At 74.0% G+C, this 15,360-nt stretch carries 20 protein-coding genes; 11 read left to right on the plus strand and 9 right to left on the minus strand.

All coding sequences use genetic code 11. The features are described 5' to 3' along the window. Positions 1-35: 35 nt before the first annotated feature. A complete protein-coding gene (locus CUD01_RS11920) occupies positions 36-1,004 on the minus strand; it encodes a pseudouridine synthase (protein ID WP_141321326.1) in 969 nt (322 codons plus the stop codon). 117 nt (positions 1,005-1,121) lie between these two features. Between CUD01_RS11920 and CUD01_RS16605 the strand changes: the two genes are divergently transcribed. From CUD01_RS16605 to CUD01_RS11935, 4 genes are all read left to right on the plus strand, one after another. Further along, a complete protein-coding gene (locus CUD01_RS16605; protein ID WP_166772047.1) occupies positions 1,122-1,274 on the plus strand; it encodes a hypothetical protein in 153 nt (50 codons plus the stop codon). 112 nt (positions 1,275-1,386) lie between these two features. Then, positions 1,387-1,716, plus strand: a complete 330-nt coding sequence (locus CUD01_RS11925) for a hypothetical protein (RefSeq protein ID WP_094181513.1) — start codon at positions 1,387-1,389, stop codon at positions 1,714-1,716. Beyond that, positions 1,713-2,429, plus strand: coding sequence for a WXG100 family type VII secretion target (locus tag CUD01_RS11930; protein ID WP_094181514.1), 717 nt, complete (start codon positions 1,713-1,715; stop codon positions 2,427-2,429). The genes CUD01_RS11925 and CUD01_RS11930 overlap by 4 nt, the downstream gene beginning before the upstream one ends. Further along, positions 2,429-2,770 carry a hypothetical protein gene (locus tag CUD01_RS11935; RefSeq protein ID WP_141321328.1) on the plus strand — a complete coding sequence of 114 codons (342 nt, stop codon included), beginning with the start codon at positions 2,429-2,431 and terminating at the stop codon, positions 2,768-2,770. The genes CUD01_RS11930 and CUD01_RS11935 overlap by 1 nt, the downstream gene beginning before the upstream one ends. 25 nt (positions 2,771-2,795) lie before the next feature. Here CUD01_RS11935 and CUD01_RS11940 read toward each other — a convergent pair whose 3' ends face one another. Further along, positions 2,796-3,104 (minus strand): hypothetical protein, encoded by a 309-nt coding sequence (locus CUD01_RS11940; RefSeq protein WP_141321330.1) that lies wholly within the window; start codon positions 3,102-3,104, stop codon positions 2,796-2,798. Between the two features lie 140 nt (positions 3,105-3,244). On the opposite strand from CUD01_RS11940, the gene CUD01_RS11945 reads away from it, so the two are divergent. From CUD01_RS11945 to CUD01_RS11960, 4 genes are all read left to right on the plus strand, one after another. Continuing rightward, complete coding sequence (locus CUD01_RS11945; protein WP_141321354.1) at positions 3,245-4,264, plus strand: LacI family DNA-binding transcriptional regulator; 1,020 nt, start codon at positions 3,245-3,247, stop codon at positions 4,262-4,264. Between the two features lie 121 nt (positions 4,265-4,385). After that, positions 4,386-5,309 carry an alpha/beta hydrolase gene (locus CUD01_RS11950; RefSeq protein ID WP_141321332.1) on the plus strand — a complete coding sequence of 308 codons (924 nt, stop codon included), beginning with the start codon at positions 4,386-4,388 and terminating at the stop codon, positions 5,307-5,309. After that, a complete protein-coding gene (locus CUD01_RS11955) occupies positions 5,306-5,752 on the plus strand; it encodes a DUF3237 family protein (protein ID WP_141321334.1) in 447 nt (148 codons plus the stop codon). The genes CUD01_RS11950 and CUD01_RS11955 overlap by 4 nt, the downstream gene beginning before the upstream one ends. Positions 5,753-6,020: 268 nt before the next feature. Then, a complete protein-coding gene (locus CUD01_RS11960) occupies positions 6,021-7,457 on the plus strand; it encodes a glycoside hydrolase family 10 protein (protein ID WP_141321336.1) in 1,437 nt (478 codons plus the stop codon). A 320-nt stretch (positions 7,458-7,777) separates the two neighbouring features. Here CUD01_RS11960 and CUD01_RS11965 read toward each other — a convergent pair whose 3' ends face one another. The 3 genes from CUD01_RS11965 to CUD01_RS17145 are packed head-to-tail and all read right to left on the minus strand — an operon-like array spanning position 7,778 to position 9,157. Beyond that, the gene (locus CUD01_RS11965; RefSeq protein WP_141321338.1) at positions 7,778-8,053 is read right to left on the minus strand and encodes a hypothetical protein; all 276 of its coding nucleotides are present in this window, start codon (positions 8,051-8,053) and stop codon (positions 7,778-7,780) included. Further along, complete coding sequence (locus tag CUD01_RS17140; protein WP_244937766.1) at positions 8,028-8,720, minus strand: nucleoside/nucleotide kinase family protein; 693 nt, start codon at positions 8,718-8,720, stop codon at positions 8,028-8,030. Before CUD01_RS17140 ends, CUD01_RS11965 begins: the two co-directional genes overlap by 26 nt. Then, the gene (locus CUD01_RS17145; RefSeq protein WP_243861004.1) at positions 8,717-9,157 is read right to left on the minus strand and encodes a hypothetical protein; all 441 of its coding nucleotides are present in this window, start codon (positions 9,155-9,157) and stop codon (positions 8,717-8,719) included. Before CUD01_RS17145 ends, CUD01_RS17140 begins: the two co-directional genes overlap by 4 nt. A gap of 338 nt (positions 9,158-9,495) precedes the next feature. On the opposite strand from CUD01_RS17145, the gene CUD01_RS11975 reads away from it, so the two are divergent. Both CUD01_RS11975 and CUD01_RS11980 read left to right on the plus strand, forming a co-directional pair. Further along, a complete protein-coding gene (locus tag CUD01_RS11975; protein ID WP_141321342.1) occupies positions 9,496-11,862 on the plus strand; it encodes a carbon starvation CstA family protein in 2,367 nt (788 codons plus the stop codon). Positions 11,863-11,873: 11 nt separating this feature from the next. After that, positions 11,874-12,050 (plus strand): CstA-like transporter-associated (seleno)protein, encoded by a 177-nt coding sequence (locus tag CUD01_RS11980; RefSeq protein WP_208405287.1) that lies wholly within the window; start codon positions 11,874-11,876, stop codon positions 12,048-12,050. A gap of 4 nt (positions 12,051-12,054) precedes the next feature. Here CUD01_RS11980 and CUD01_RS11985 read toward each other — a convergent pair whose 3' ends face one another. The 4 genes from CUD01_RS11985 to CUD01_RS12000 are packed head-to-tail and all read right to left on the minus strand — an operon-like array spanning position 12,055 to position 14,860. Continuing rightward, positions 12,055-13,002, minus strand: coding sequence for a leucine-rich repeat domain-containing protein (locus CUD01_RS11985; RefSeq protein ID WP_141321346.1), 948 nt, complete (start codon positions 13,000-13,002; stop codon positions 12,055-12,057). Continuing rightward, complete coding sequence (locus CUD01_RS11990; protein WP_141321348.1) at positions 12,989-13,759, minus strand: hypothetical protein; 771 nt, start codon at positions 13,757-13,759, stop codon at positions 12,989-12,991. Before CUD01_RS11990 ends, CUD01_RS11985 begins: the two co-directional genes overlap by 14 nt. A 55-nt stretch (positions 13,760-13,814) precedes the next feature. Then, positions 13,815-14,180 (minus strand): hypothetical protein, encoded by a 366-nt coding sequence (locus CUD01_RS11995; protein WP_094181526.1) that lies wholly within the window; start codon positions 14,178-14,180, stop codon positions 13,815-13,817. Then, a complete protein-coding gene (locus CUD01_RS12000) occupies positions 14,177-14,860 on the minus strand; it encodes a hypothetical protein (RefSeq protein ID WP_141321350.1) in 684 nt (227 codons plus the stop codon). Before CUD01_RS12000 ends, CUD01_RS11995 begins: the two co-directional genes overlap by 4 nt. A 224-nt stretch (positions 14,861-15,084) precedes the next feature. Between CUD01_RS12000 and CUD01_RS12005 the strand changes: the two genes are divergently transcribed. After that, positions 15,085-15,360, plus strand: a 276-nt coding sequence (locus CUD01_RS12005; protein ID WP_176586712.1) for a hypothetical protein, incomplete at its 3' end; no start/stop codon positions are given.

The raw sequence follows: 15,360 nt of genomic DNA on the forward strand, positions 1-15,360 counted from the left end.
ACGCGCTTCCCGGGGTGCGGATCCGGGAGAAACGATTAGCCCTGCAAGCCCGTCCGACCATCTTCGGGCGTCTGTGCGACGAGTGGCAGGGCGCGGACGCTGCGGAACCGCCGGGGGGCGCCGTCGACGGGGTCGGTGAACGCGACCTCGGCGGCCAGCAGCTGCAGGGGCGTGCGGAAGTCGTCGACCGCGACGTCGCGCTCGACCGGGTAGAGGGGGTCGCCGACGATCGGGATGCCCAGCCCGGACAGGTGCAGCCGCAGCTGGTGGGTGCGGCCCGTGCGCGGCGTGAGGCGGTACACGCCCAGCTGCGTGCCGTCCGGCCCGTCGACCTCGTGGTCCAGCTCGACCAGGGTCTCGGCGTTGACGGGCGCCCCCGGGACGACCTGGGCCTGCGCGGTGCCGCGGTCCTTGCGGATGTGGTCGCGCACGACGAGCGGGAGCTCGAGGTCCGCGCGCAGGGGCGCGAGCGCGAGGTACGTCTTGTCGACCGCCCGCCGCTCGAACGCGGTCTGGTACGGCCCACGCCAGCGCTGCTCGGTCGCCAGCATGAGCAGACCCGAGGTGACGCGGTCGAGCCGGTGCAGCGGGGACAGCTCGGGAAGGTCGAGCTCCGCGCGCATCCGCACCACGACGCTCTGCATCACGTGCCGCCCGCGCGGGATCGTGGACAGGAACGGCGGCTTGTCGACGACGACGAGTCGCTCGTCGCGGTGCACGACGTGCACGACGCCCGGGACCTCGGGCTCGTCGCGCAGGTCGCGGTGGAACCACACGTACCGCGCGGGGACGTAGGGGTCGTCGTCGTGCAGCGTGCGGCCGCCATCGTCGACGAACCGGCCGTCCGTCAGCATGCGCGCGACGTCGACGTGCTCGGGCAGCCGGTGGCGCAGCCACGCGCCCATGGTGGGCCAGGGGGCGCCGGCCGTGCCGACCCGGTCGGGGGTGCGCAGCCGCGCGGCGTCGAGGCCGTGACGTGCCGGGAGCGGGGAGCGGGGTGGCACCCGGCGAGTCTACGAGCGGCAGGTGCGCGGGCCCGGGCGCGAGAAGCGGCGCCGTGACCGGGCCGCTGCTGCCACGATGCCCGGGCGCTGACGCCGATCTCGGGGGCCGGTCAGCCCGTGGTCGTCCAGGTGTGCGCGGGGCTGACGTACGTGTTCGTGTGGGAGGGCCGCGTGCCGCCCGCGCTCGAGCTCGCCGGGTTCGCGCTCGTCGTCGTCGGCGTGCTCACGGTGATCGACCGGGCGCGCCGGGCCCCCGTCCCGGCCGGCTGACCGGCGGCCGTGCCCGCCCGCCGGACGGCCGGTGCGCGCGCCGATGTCCGGGTTGTTAGGGTGCGTCCACGTGGCGCCGGGGGCCTACGACGAGCGACGAAAGGGTGGGGCGATGACGTTCCGGGTCGACGAGGCGAAGCTCGACGCAGCGGCGCAGGCGCTGACGAGCCTCGCCGGTGACACGAGCACCGCGCGCACGTACGTGCGCTCGCACGTCGAGCTCTCCGGCGGGCTCGGGGACTCCGGGATGTTCGTGACCGCGATCGGCGTGCTCGACGACGTGCGCGCCGCCGTCGAGGCCGAGATCTCGCGCCTGAAGGAGCTCACGGAGGCGTCCGCGCGGGAGCTGCGGCTCACGGCCGAGTCCTACCGCCGGACCGACGACGCGACGGACGCACGCATGGACGCGCTGCAGGCCCAGACGCCGGGCGGGGTGCGATGACCTCGGCCGCGGACGCCCTCGTCACGCCCGTCGCGTCGGCGCCCATCCCCGACTTCGTCGACCTGGCGCTGCACTTCCCGGACCTCATCAGCCCCAGCTACTGGCTGATGTGGGTGATCGAGCAGGTGAGCGGCACGAACCCCCTGGAGTGGGTGACCGAGCACTTCTCGGGCGACTGGGAGGCGATGTCCCGCGCGGCGTCCGCGCTCGAGCATCTCGCGACGTTCCACCAGCAGTACGCGAGCGAGCTGGCGGAGGCGCGCGCGACGTTCCGCGAGGGCTGGGACGGCAACGCGGCCGCGGCGGCGTCGCGCTACTTCACGGAGCTCGAGTCGGCCGTGCGGGAGCAGGGGACGCCGCTGACGTCGATCGCGCACGAGGTGGACGTGGTCGCGCAGGGCATGAAGTCGACGCAGACGATGCTCGTCGGACTGCTGCAGGCGCTGCTGGACTACGCGATCGCGGCGGCGATCAGCGCGGCGGCGGCCGCGGCGTCGTCGTGGACCGTGGTCGGCGGGATCCTCGGTGGTGGGGCGACCGCGTTCTCGATCACGCAGGCCGTGCGCACGTGGCTCAAGGTGATCGAGGTGCACGGGTACGCGATCACGGCGGTCGACGGGGTGGTCGGCGTGACCGCGGGCTACCTGGGATCGATCCACGGCTTCAGCACGCACCCGCTGCCCGCGGGCGCCTACGACAACCCGGGGGTGTGATGAGCGAGCAGGACGAGCGGCCGCCTCTCCTCAGCGTCACGGCGGGTGACGCGGGAGCCGACCGCGTGCTGCGCCGGCAGGTCGCCGCGCTGCGGGACCAGGCCGTGGGCACCCCGCTCGGGGACATGCTCGACGACGTGCTCGCGGGCCGCCGGACGTTGCGGGACGTGGCGCGCACGCCGGAGTTCGACGAGGTGGTGGCCCCCGCGGCACGCGTCGCGACCGAGCAGTGGGTGGCCCTCACGCCGCAGGAGCGCGAGACGCTCGTCGCGCAGGGTCGCGAGCAGGTCGCCCGCGCGCGCGAGGAGGTCTACCGGGAGCGGTACGGCGACGGGACCTGACCGGACCTGACGTCCCGTCCGACGGTCAGGAGATCGGCGCCTGCGAGAACAGCACGCCGGCGACGACGACGAGCGCGACGACGAGCAGCGCGAGCCCCGCCGAGGCCAGGTAGGCGGACGCGGGCACGCCCTGCTGCAGCGGCGCGAGCATGCGTCCCGGCAGCAGCACGGCCCCGACCGCCGCGGCCACGACGAGCGCGAGGGCCAGCCCGAGCTGCCAGCTGGGGTAGGTGAGCAGGGCGACCGTCACGCCCAGCACCAGCAGCCCCATGACGAGCGCGGTCGCCGTGCGGGCGAGTCGGATCTGTCCGGCGGAGAGCAGCTTGTCGGGCACGCGAGAACTGTACCGATGAGGTCCCGCGGGAGCAGAGCGGTCGCACCGCCGTGCCCGGGCGTGCTCGGGTAGATTGCCGCTGCCTGCGCGCCCGCGCGCGGGACCCCGGCGGCGACGCGAAGGAGTGGGCTGTGGCGACGATGGCGGACGTCGCGCGGCGCGCCGGCGTCTCGGCGAAGACGGTCTCCAACGTCCTGAGCGGCTACCCGTACATCCGCGAGTCCACGCGGGCGCGCGTGCTGGCCGCGGTGGACGACCTGGGCTACGAGATCAACGTGACGGCCCGGATCCTGCGCTCGGGTCGCAGCGGGTTGATCGGCCTCGCGGTCCCGGAGCTCGGGCAGCCGTACTTCGGCGAGCTGGCCGACGAGATCCTCGCGGCCGCGCGCCGGCACGGCCTGCACGTCCTCATCCAGCCGACGGGCTTCACGCGCGAGGGGGAGCTCGGCGCGCTGCGTGAGCCGCGGCGCCGGCTCGTCGACGGCCTGGTGTTCAGCCCGGCCGCGCTCGACCAGTCCGACGCGCACCTGCTCGAGAACCTCGACTACCCGCTGGTACTGCTGGGCGAGCAGATGTTCTCGCGGCACGTCGACCACGTGACCATGCACAACGTCGAGGGCGTGCGGGCCGCCACGGACCTGCTGCTCGACGTGGGGCGCCGCAGCATCGCGGCGATCGGGATGCTGCACGCGACCACGGCGGGCTCGGCGGCCCTGCGGTACCTGGGCTACCGGGAGGCCCTGGGGGCGCGCGGAATCGCGGTCGACGAGCGGCTGCTCGGCTGGGCCGACGACGGCTGGCACCGCGCGAACGGCGCGCGGGCGATGGCGGCGGTGCTCGACTCGGGCGTCGAGGTCGACGGGGTGGTGGCGTTCAACGACGCGCTCGCGCTGGGTGCGATGTTCGAGCTGCAGGTGCGGGGGCGGTCGATCCCGGGCGACGTGGCGGTCGTCGGGTTCGACGACATCGAGGACGCGCGGTATTCCGTGCCGGCGCTCACGACCGTCGACCCGGGCCGTCGGGAGATCGCCGACGTGGCGGTCGACCTGCTGCGCGCGCGGCTCGACGAGGTGCCGGGGGCGACGCGCCGACCCCCGGTGCTGCACGTCGCGGACCTGCGCCTGGTCGAGCGCGAGAGCACGCCGGCGCGGGCCTCGTAGGGTGCGGCGTCAAGGTGCTCGCGTTCACCTCGCTGGCGATGCTGCCCGCGTTGCTGTTCTTCAGCCTGTTCGAGCGGCGTATCGTCGGCGGGCTGACCGGTGAAGGGATGAGGAGCTCGACGTGACACTCGACGACGTGACGGCGTTCCGGGCGGAGGCCGCACGGCACGCCGCCACCCTCCCGCGTGCCCTGCCGGAGCTCCCCGAGGGGACGTACGAGGTGCTCGCCACGGACGGACCGGTGCGCGAGCTGATGGTCTACCGGCCCGCGCGGGCCGACGCGACGGCGGTCGAGAGCGCGGTCGAGGGCGCGGTCGATCGCGGGCTGCCCGTGCTGGTGAACCTGCACGGGGGCGGGTTCGTGCTGGGGGACGGGCGCGACGACGACCCGTACTGCCGGCTGCTCGCCGACACGACGGGCTGCGCGGTGGTCAACGTCGACTACGTGCTGGCCCCCGAGCACCCGTTCCCGGCGGCGGTGCACCAGGTGCACGGTCTGCTGGGGTGGCTCGCCGAGCACGGGCACGAGCACGGGCTCGACGGCGGCCGGCTGGCGGTCGCCGGGCACAGCGCGGGGGGCAACCTCGCGCTCGCGGGTGCGCTGCTGGCCCGGCGCACGGGCGGCCCGGCACTGCGCGGGGTCGTCGTCGACTACGCGCCGCTCGACCTGGCGACGCCGCCCGCCGCGAAGCTCACCGCGGACGCCGACCCGGGGGCGGTCGGCCTCGCGGAGGCCGGGGCGCGGTTCAACGCCTGGTACCTGGGCGGTGCGGACCCGTCCGACGAGCTCGCGTCCCCGCTCCTGGCCGACGACCTGAGCGGCCTGCCGCCGACCCTCGTGCTCACGGCGGAGCTCGACCTGCTGCGTGCCGAGGGCGACGCGCTCGCGGCGCGCCTGGCGGCCGCCGGCGTGCCGGTCGAGCACGTGGTGCAGCCGGGCTGCGGGCACGCGTTCACGCACTTCGGTCCCGACGAGCAGGCCCGGGCGGGCTGGGCGCGCATCGCGCGGTTCGCGCAGCGGGTGCTGACGCAGGAGCGGCGGTGAGCGGTGCCGCGCTGACGAGCGTGCACGTGCTGACGATCGACGCGCTGCTGGGGGAGGTGGTCGAGGTGGGGCACGTGCCCACCGGGTTCCGCCGGGTCATCCCGGTGGTCGGCGGGACGGTGACCGGCGGTCCGGGGAGCGGCGGGCTCGAGGGCGTGGTGCTGCCGGGCGGTGCGGACTGGAACCTCGAGCGCCCGGACGGCTCGGTGGAGCTGTGGGCGCGCTACGAGGTGCGGCTCGCCGACGGCGTGGTGGTGTCGGTGACGAACACCGCGCTGCACCCGCCGCGGCCGCAGGTACCGATCCTCACGACACCGGTGTTCGAGGTCCCGGACGGCGGGCCGGCGTCGCTGCGGACGGGCGTGCACGTGGGGCTCCTGGTGCCGCGGCTCGAGGAGCGGCGGGTGCACATCGAGGTCCACCGCGTGGGGGTCTCGGCCTGACGGCGAGGGCGGCCGTCCGATAGTTGCGGAACGCCTCAGGATGCGCCGCCTGGGTGAATGTCCACGTCACCCGGAATCTACCGTTCGAGTGCACCCTACACGGGCGTAGGTCCCCTGTAAGGGTGGCAAATCGCTTCGGTCCCGGTTCCGAAACTATCAATCGGGCCCGAAGCCCTTGACGGGTCGGGCGTCCCGGGCGAAAAGTGGCGTGCCGGGCAATCTTCACCGATGTAGAGCCCCCCGCTACCCCGAACCCCAGGAGGGATCGATGACGACCCCACGTCACCGCAACCGGCAGGCGAGCCGCCGGCTGGTCGCCGCAGTCGGCGGCCTCGCAGCCGCCGCCATCGCGGTCTCGCTCGCCGTCCCGGCGCAGGCAGCCGGCAGCACGCTCCAGGCCGCTGCCGCCGAGACCGGCCGGTACTTCGGCACGGCCATGGCCGGCCACTACTTCAACAACTCGGGCACCCTGAACATCACCAACCGTGAGTTCAACATGATCACGGCCGAGAACGAGATGAAGATGGACGCGACGGAGCCGTCGCAGAACAACTTCAACTACTCGAGCGGCGACCAGATCGTGAACTGGGCGCTCCAGAACGGCAAGCGCGTGCGTGGCCACGCGCTCGCCTGGCACTCCCAGCAGCCCGGCTGGATGCAGAACCAGTCCGGCACCACGCTGCGCAACTCGATGCTCAACCACGTCACCAAGGTCGCCCAGCACTACAAGGGCAAGATCTACGCCTGGGACGTCGTGAACGAGGCGTTCGCGGACGGGTCGTCCGGCGCGCGCCGCGACTCCAACCTGCAGCGCACCGGCAACGACTGGATCGAGGCGGCGTTCCGGGCCGCCCGCTCCGCCGACCCGGGCGCCAAGCTCTGCTACAACGACTACAACACCGACAACTGGTCGCACGCGAAGACGCAGGCCGTGTACAACATGGTCAAGGACTTCAAGTCGCGCGGCGTCCCGATCGACTGCGTCGGCTTCCAGGCGCACTTCAACTCCGGCAACCCGGTGCCGTCGAACTACCACACCACGCTCGGCAACTTCGCCGCGCTCGGCGTGGACGTGCAGATCACCGAGCTCGACATCGAGGGCTCCGGCTCCTCGCAGGCCGACCAGTTCAAGGGCGTCGTCCAGGCGTGCCTCTCGGTCGCGCGCTGCACCGGCATCACGGTCTGGGGCGTCAAGGACTCCGACTCGTGGCGCTCCTCGGGCACCCCGCTGCTCTTCGACGGCTCGGGCAACAAGAAGCAGGCGTACACGAGCGTCCTGAACCAGCTGAACGCGGGCGGCACCCCGGTCGAGGGTGGCGGCACGACCAACCCGACCCAGAACCCGACGCAGAACCCCACCCAGAACCCCACCCAGAACCCGACGACGAACCCGACGACCCCGCCCCCCACGGGTGGCGGCAGCTGCTCGGTCACGTACTCCGAGGGTCAGAAGTGGAGCGACCGGTTCAACGGCAACGTCACCGTCCGCGCCAACGGCAACATCAGCTCGTGGACGACGACGGTGCAGCTCCAGTACCCGCAGCTCATCTCCGCGGTCTGGGGCGGTCAGGCCAGCTGGCCCGCGCAGCGCACGATGGTCGTGCAGGGCGGCAGCCTCGCCAACGGTCAGTCGACCACCTTCGGCTTCACCGTGAACCACGGCGGCAACTGGACGTGGCCGTCGATCAGCTGCTCGGCCTCCTGACGCACCGCGTCGGCTGAGTCGAGCCACAGACGCACCCCGGTGGGCGCGCGCCCGGAAACCGCGCCCACCGGGGTGCTTCCATGCCCGGACCGGGACGTGGACGTGCCCCACGCGTTGCCGAGCGCGCCTCGCGCACGCCGACTCCTGCCCTGCGCTTTGCGTTCCGGATGCGCGCGGCGGGCGGGGACCTTACTGTTCAGGCACGCATCAGTCACGACCGTGCCGGGCAGCGAGAGCCGTCCGCCACGACCCGAGGGACGCCCTGTGCGGGCGAGCCGGAGGCCCACGGTCGCGACCCACACCGCGAGTCGCGGCGGCCGTCAGTCGCGCACGACCGCCGCGACCGCGCTGACCTCGAGCAGCGCACCCGGGACCCCGAGCCCCGCGACGCGGGCCGCGGTGACGAGCGGGGGAGCGCCGCCGGTGGCGAGCATCGGCCCGATCGCCCCGTACGCCGCGCCCAGGTCCGCGTCGGTGTGGACGAGCACGGTCCACTGCACGACGTCCGCGAGCGTCGCGCCCGGGGGGACGACGGCGACGTGGCTGAAGGCCGGGCTGCGCACGAGCCCGTCAGGTTGCAGTCGCTCGATCTCCATCGTCCGAGGCTCCCACCGTCGTCCGACACCCGCCCGCGACGAGCAGGTCCGCGCGCACCGCGGTCGCCTCGACCAGCGCGGCGTTGCGCCCGTCGACCTGGTCCGCCCATGCGGCGGCCGCCTCGGGGGTGCGGCCGTGACGCGTGTGGCGGGCGACCAGCCGCCGCGTCCGCTCGTCGGCCGGTGTCACGGTGAACCAGGCCTCGTCGAGCACGTCGCGTACGCGCGCCCACGGGCCCGCGCCGACCAGCAGGTAGTTGCCCTCGACCACGACGACCCTGTGGTGCGGCTCGACCGCGACCTCGCCGGCCACGGGCTCGTCGACCTCGCGCCGGAACGACGGTGCGTACACCGCGTGGTCCCGCTCGGCGCGCACGCGGCGCAGCAGCGCGAGGAAGCCCCACCCGTCGAACGTGTCCAGCGCGCCCTTGCGGTCGTGACGGCCCAGCGCGTCGAGCGTCGCGTTGGCGAGGTGGAAGCCGTCCATCGGCAGGTGCACCGCACCCGGCCCGAGCTCGGCGACGAGCCGGGACGCGAGCGTCGTCTTGCCCGCGCCCGGGCTCCCGGTGATCCCGACGATCACGCGCTCGCCACCGCGCGCGTCCCGCAGCGCGCGCACCCGTGCGGCGAGCACCGCGAGGTCCGCCACCGGCTCGGCCGGCGTCACTCGCCGACGACGGACCGCGGCGCCTGGGCCGCCCGGCGCTGCTGCGCCTCGCGCAGGCTGCGCGCGCGCCCGGCCGCGACCTCCCGGTCCACGGCGGACAGGATCGCCGCGATCGCGGCGGCCAGCCCCCGCTCGAGCATCTGCATGTTCGTGTTCTCGATGAGCAGGCGGCGGTCGAGCACCTTGAGGCGCACCGACCCGTAGCCCTGCTCGGCGAGGATCGTGTGCACGTGCGGGTGCTCGATCAACGAGCGCTCCCACGCGGACGCGCTGCGGGAGAACCGGGCGGCCACCGTGTAGCGCGCCGACCGGGACCCGGACCGGTGCTCGAGCGGCACGGTCGCCGAGATCACGCCCAGGAGCTCGAGCGGTGCCGAGGGGTGGCCGAGGGGCAGCGGGCGGGGGGCTGGGTGCCCGGGCGCGGAGGTCGGTGGCATGTGCCGTCCGATCGTCAGGGGGATCCGGTGCGGCAGGTGCCTGCCGGCGTGGGGCGGCCCGCGCCCCTCCCACGGCCGTGCGCCTCATCGCGACCCGGCCGTGCCGCGCCCGTGGTCTGCCTGCCCGACGTCCGCCCCCACGACGTCGCTCGTCGGACCAGCGCTGCCGTCACCGTACACCGCACCCCCGGCACCGTTTGCCCGTTCCGCCGGGATCGTCGCACCCGGCCCCCGGTGTGCACCGCGCCCGGGAGTCGGACGCCGGTCCAGTCGCCGCCCGCGGAGGGCAGGGATACGATGGGCTCGTCGTCGACCCCCGCACCGATGGAGCTGCCGCCATGACGAGCACGACGAACGCGCTGCCGCAGTACACGGACGAGGAGGCGGAGCACGTCCTGCGCGACGGCTCGGGGGTCCCGGTCGGGATCGTCGAGCGGCCGCGGTGGACGCCCGCGCGCATCGCGGTGTGGGTCGCGGTGGCGCTCGTCGGCGCCCTGGGCTGGACCATGCTCGCGGTGGTCCGGGGCGAAGAGGTCAACACCATCTGGTTCGTCGTGACCGCCGTCGCGTCCTACGCGATCGCCTACCGGTTCTACGCGCTGTACGTGCAGCGCAAGGTGATGCGCCCCGACGACACGCGCGCGACCCCCGCGGAGCGCATCAACAACGGCCGCGACTTCGACCCGACGGACCGGCGCGTCCTGTACGGCCACCACTTCGCGGCCATCGCCGGCGCGGGTCCGCTCGTCGGGCCCGTCCTCGCGGCGCAGATGGGCTACCTGCCCGGGACGCTGTGGATCATCTTCGGCGTCATCGTCGCGGGCGGCGTGCAGGACATGCTCGTGCTCTTCTACTCGATGCGCCGCGGCGGGCGGTCGCTCGGTCAGATGGCGCGCGACGAGATCGGGCGGTTCGGCGGGACGGTCGCGATCGTCGTCGTGTTCGTCATGCTGATGATCGTCCTGGCCGTCCTCGCGCTCGTGTGCGTCAACGCGCTCGCGGACAGCCCGTGGGGTGTGTTCTCGGTCGGCTGCACCATCCCCATCGCGCTGCTCATGGGCCTGTACCTGCGGTTCCTGCGGCCCGGACGGGTCAGCGAGGTCTCGGTCATCGGGTTCCTGCTGCTGCTCGCCGCGATCATCGGCGGCCGCTACGTCGCCGAGTCGTCGTGGGGCGACTTCTTCCACCTGACCCCCACCACGCTCGTCGTGTGCATGGTGGTCTACGGCTTCCTCGCCGCCGTGCTGCCCGTGTGGCTGCTGCTCACGCCGCGCGACTACCTGTCGACGTTCATGAAGGTCGGCACGATCGTCGTGCTCGCGATCGGGATCGTCGTGGTGCGGCCCGTCGCGCAGATGCCCGACTTCACGGAGTTCGCGTTCAACACCGAGGGGCCCGTGTTCGCGGGAGCGCTGTTCCCGTTCCTGTTCATCACGATCGCGTGCGGCGCGCTGTCCGGGATGCACGCGATGGTCTCGTCGGGCACGACCCCCAAGATGATCCAGAAGGAGTCGCAGGCCCGGATGATCGGGTACGGCGGCATGCTCATGGAGTCGTTCGTGGCGATCATGGCGCTCGCCGCGGCCGTGTCCCTCAACCAGGGCATCTACTTCTCGATGAACATGTCGGCGGCGTCCATCCAGGCGACCGCGGGTTCGTCATACTCCGCGCAGGCGACCCCCGAGGAGAACGCCGCCGCGGCGATCGCCAACCTCGGCGTCTCCGACCCCGCCGGCAACCAGCCCGAGATCATCTGGGAGACGGTGGTCGACGGCGACGAGGTCACGCTCACCGGAGCCGCCGCACTCGAGGCCGTGGCCGACGACGTGGGCGAGCCGTCCGTCGTGTCGCGCACCGGCGGCGCGCCGACCCTCGCGGTCGGGATGGCGAACATCATGCACAACGTCGTCGGCGGCAAGGCCATGATGGCGTTCTGGTACCACTTCGCGATCATGTTCGAGGCGCTGTTCATCCTGTCCGCCGTGGACGCGGTCACCCGCGTCGCGCGGTTCCAGCTCGGCGACGCGATCGGCAACCTCGTGCCGAAGTTCCGCGACCCCGGCTGGCGGGTCGGCTCGTGGCTGACCACGGGCGTCGTCGTCGCCGCCTGGGGGTCGCTCCTGCTCATGGGCGTCACCGACCCCAACGGCGGCATCCGCACCCTGTTCCCGCTGTTCGGCATCGCGAACCAGCTCATCGCGGCGTGTGCGCTGACCATCGTCACCGTCATGGTCGTCAAGAAGGGCTACGTCAGATGGGCGTGGATCCCGCTCGTCCCGCTCGCGATCGACACCGCCACCACGTTCACCGCGTCGTTCCAGAAGATCTTCTCCGACGACGTCGCGCTCGGGTACTGGGCGCTGCACCGCAAGGCGCAGGACGCGATCGACTCCGGGACCCTGAGCGGGCAGGCGCTCGCGGACGCGCAGGCCACGGTCCGCAACACCGCGATCCAGGGGACGCTGTCCATCGCGTTCGTCGTGCTCGTCGCCGCGCTCATGGCCGCCGCCCTGGTGACCGTGGTGCAGGCGGTGCGCGCGGGTGCCGGCCGCGGGTACGACGTCGGCAGCAGCGAGGACCCGCCGCAGCCCTCGCACTTCTACGCACCGTCCGGGCTCCTGGTCCCCACCCCGCTCGAGCGCAAGGTCGAGGCGGAGCACGCGGTGGTCGGCGACCCGGCCCTGCTGCGCGGCGGGCACCACTGATGGGGGCGCGCGTGCGCCGGGCGCTCGCGGGCGTGCGCTGGTACGTCCGCGAGCTCACGGGCGAGGCGGCGTACGACCGGTACGTCGCCGCGCACGCCGGTGCGGACCACACGCCGCTCACCCGTGCGCAGTGGTGGCGCGCCCGCGACGACGCGCGCGAGCACACCGCGCACGAGAGCTGCTGCTGACGGCCTACCGGCGGATCTCGACGCCGTCCAGCGCGAGCGAACCGGCGTCGGGCGCGACCGTGCCCCGCAGCACCAGGTCCTCGAGCGCGGGCACGTCCGCCAGCGGCGCGAGGGACCCGACCGTCGCGCCCGTCAGGTCGAGCCGGGCCAGCTCGGGCAGCGCGGCGAGCGGGCTCAGGTCCGGCACCCGGCTGCGCGCCAGGTCCACGGACCGCAGCCCCCGCAGGTCCGCCACGGGCGTGAGGTCGACGTCCATCTCGACGACCGCGAGCGCGCGCAACGACGCGAGCGGGCGCAGCGGGCCCAGGTCGGTGGCGGGCACGCTCAGGTACAGGTCCGTCAGCCCCGTGAGCCGGCCGACCTGCGTGAGGTCCGCGTCGACGCAGTCCAGCGTGAGCCGCGTCAGCCCGCGGACCCGCGCGAGGGCGCCCAGGTCCGCAGGGGCCTGCGGGGCCCAGCACCGGCCGCCCAGGTGCAGCGACGTGAGCGACGGCAGCGCCGCGAGCGCGCTCAGGTCCGTCACGCCGGTCGCGGTGAGGGACAGGTCCGTCAGGTGGGGGAGCGCACCCGCGGGGAGCGTCCGCACACCGGTCCCGACGAGGTCGAGGGACGTCAGGCCGGGCAGGTGCCGCAGGTCCTCGAGCGAGGCGACGTCGGGCTCCGGGTTCGCGCAGCTCACCCGGTCCAGTCGCTCGAGCCGGTCGCGCGGGACCCGGGCGGTGCCGTCCGCGTCGAGCGCGCGCGCCACGCAGCCGCGCAGACCCTCGTCGGAGAACACCTCGTCGAGCGCCACCAGGTCCGGTGCGTCGTCGCGCCGTGCGTGCGCGACGGCCAGGCCGACGCCCGTGGCCAGCACCGCGAGCGTCGCGAGCGCCGCCACGGTGACGAGCGGGCGTCGGCGACGCCGCTGCCGGTCCGGCGTGGCGCGCGTGCCGGACCTACGCGCGGACAAGCTCGGGCCACCCTCCGCCCTGCGTCCCGGTCTGGTCGGCCATCGCGACCTTGAGCGCGTCGGTCGAGCGCAGCGACTCGTTGGCCCACTGCTGGAACGCGGTCCGCAGGTCGTCGACCGCCTGGATGATCTCCGCCGTCAGCCCGATGACCTTCTCGATCGTGTCCGTGAGCTTCACCGGGTCGACGAACGCGAGGGACGCCACCGCCTGGGTGATCGCCACGACCTTGGAGCGGACCGTCGCGCGCATCGCGAGGTACTCGTTCACCACGTTGCGCGAGTGGTCCATGAGGATCCCGCCCGCCGAGCCGCACCAGGACGCGAGCCGGTCCACCGCCGCGGCCTGCACCGGGACCGCGGCCGCGTACGCGGAGCCCGCCTGACCCTCCCACCCGTCCAGCGCCGGGAGGTTCCAGGGGGAGAAGGACGTGGCGAGCCCGCTGAACGTCCGCTGGGCGGCGAGGTACCCCTCGCCCGCGGCGTACAGCGCGTACGGGTCGCCCTGGTCGAGACCCGTGACCGTCCCGAAGAACTCGTCCACCTTCGCGACGAGCTCCTCGAGCTTGCGCTGGACCTCGTCCACCACGTCCGTGACCCACTCCCACAGCCGGTCCCACCAGCTGAGCTCCTGCAGGCTCGCGTTCGCCCCCGCGGTGGCCTCGGCCGGCTGCTCGCCCAGCGTCACCAGGTCGCTCTCGTGCGCGGCGACCTGCGCGTCGTACGTGGCCCGGGGCGGCAGGGGTGCGGGTGCGGTCATGGTCGTCGTCCGTTCGTCTCGTCGGTCGGCGGGTGTCGGCTCAGCGGGTGTCGGCTCAGCGGGCGTCGAGCGCGGCGTCGAAGCCCTGCTGGAACGTGACGCGCGCGTCGTCGTCGACCGCGTCGTACGCGTCCGCCATCGCCCGCAGGACGGCCGCCACGCCGGGGATGCCCAGGCCCGGGGCGCCCGCGATGCGGTCACGGCCCCGGTAGGCGAAGTTCACGATCTGGGTGGTGGTCGTCACCCACTCGTGCTGCCAGGCCGTCTCCGCCGTGATGCTGTCGAGGTACCACAGGACGACCCCGCACTCGTCGCTCAGCGTCCGCACGCCCGCCGAGAACGTCGCGGCGATCTCGTCCCACCTGGCCGCCTCGGTGCGCAGCAGCGCGGTGTCGACGCGGAACCCCGTGCCGTCGGTCATGACCGACCTCCTGACCTCGCCTGACGGATGGCGGCGCTCATCGCGGCGAGCCGCGCGGTCGCCGGGAAGTCCCGCTCGAACGCCCGCTGCACCTCGGCGGCGCTCGCCGTGACCTGCGCGAGCACGCGCAGCAGTGCCTGCTCGACGCTCGCGTCCGGCACCACGCGCAGCCGCGCGGCGTCGAGCTCGAGCGACCGGAGGCTCTCGCCGACCGCGGTCGCGGTGACCCAGCCCTCGACGTCACGCACCGTGCGCTCGGCGGGCCGCTGCGCCCGGGCCGCCCGGAGCCCGGGCTGCTCGGCCTCCTGCGCGGCCAGCGCCTCCAGCAGCTCCTCGGACGAGAACTCGGCGGGCTCGACCGGGGGTGCGTCCTCGCGGGGGACGGGGACCGACGGGCCCTCACCCCGTGACGCCGCGAGCCGCCGCCGCAGGTACTCCAGCGCCGACGCCTCGTGCGCCCGCAGGACGTGCGCACCGAGCGTCGCGGCCGTCGCCCGGGTGCGCCAGCCGTCGGTGAGCCGGATCTCGACGACCGCACCGGCCAGGTCACGGCCGACCGTGACCAGCCCGTCCGGGTCTTGCCCGCGGACCACCTCGCCGGGCTCGGCGACGATGCGCGCCGGGCCGCCGGTCGGCGCGGACGCCGTCGCGTCGCGCGCCCCGCTCGGAGTCGGTCCCACGAAGCCCCCTGTCGTCCCTGCTCGTCGTCTGCCCGTCGTCTGCCCGTCGTCTGCCCGGCGTCTGCCCGGCGTCTGGTCGGCGCCGACAACCTACAGGGCAGGATGTCCGCTTTGCCGGGACGTCCGCCGCAGGTTCGACCGATCGGGTGTCGCCCGTCGCCCGGGTGCGCGGATCCCGTCCGAGGGCTGTGCGGCACGGTGCGGGGGCCGTAGGGTCGCGGGTCATGGCCGCGCCGCAGGAACCACCGCCGTACCCGGGTCAGCCGTACGCGGGGCAGCCGTACCCGGGGCAGCCGTACCCGGGGCAGCCGCAGCGCCCGGGCCCGTACGGCCCCTACCCGCCCGCGCCGCGCCCCGCCCCGCGGACCTCGCTCGTCGGGCCGGTGGTCCTCACCTCGGTGGGCGCCCTCCTGCTGGTCGCGACGGCGGTCGTCGCCGTGCTCGTCGTGCGGACGTTCCTGTCGATCGTGCCGCTCGGCGTGCTCGACGCGAGCGGCGGG

Source organism: Cellulomonas uda, assembly GCF_006538705.1.
Classification (GTDB): Bacteria; Actinomycetota; Actinomycetes; order Actinomycetales; family Cellulomonadaceae; genus Cellulomonas; species Cellulomonas uda.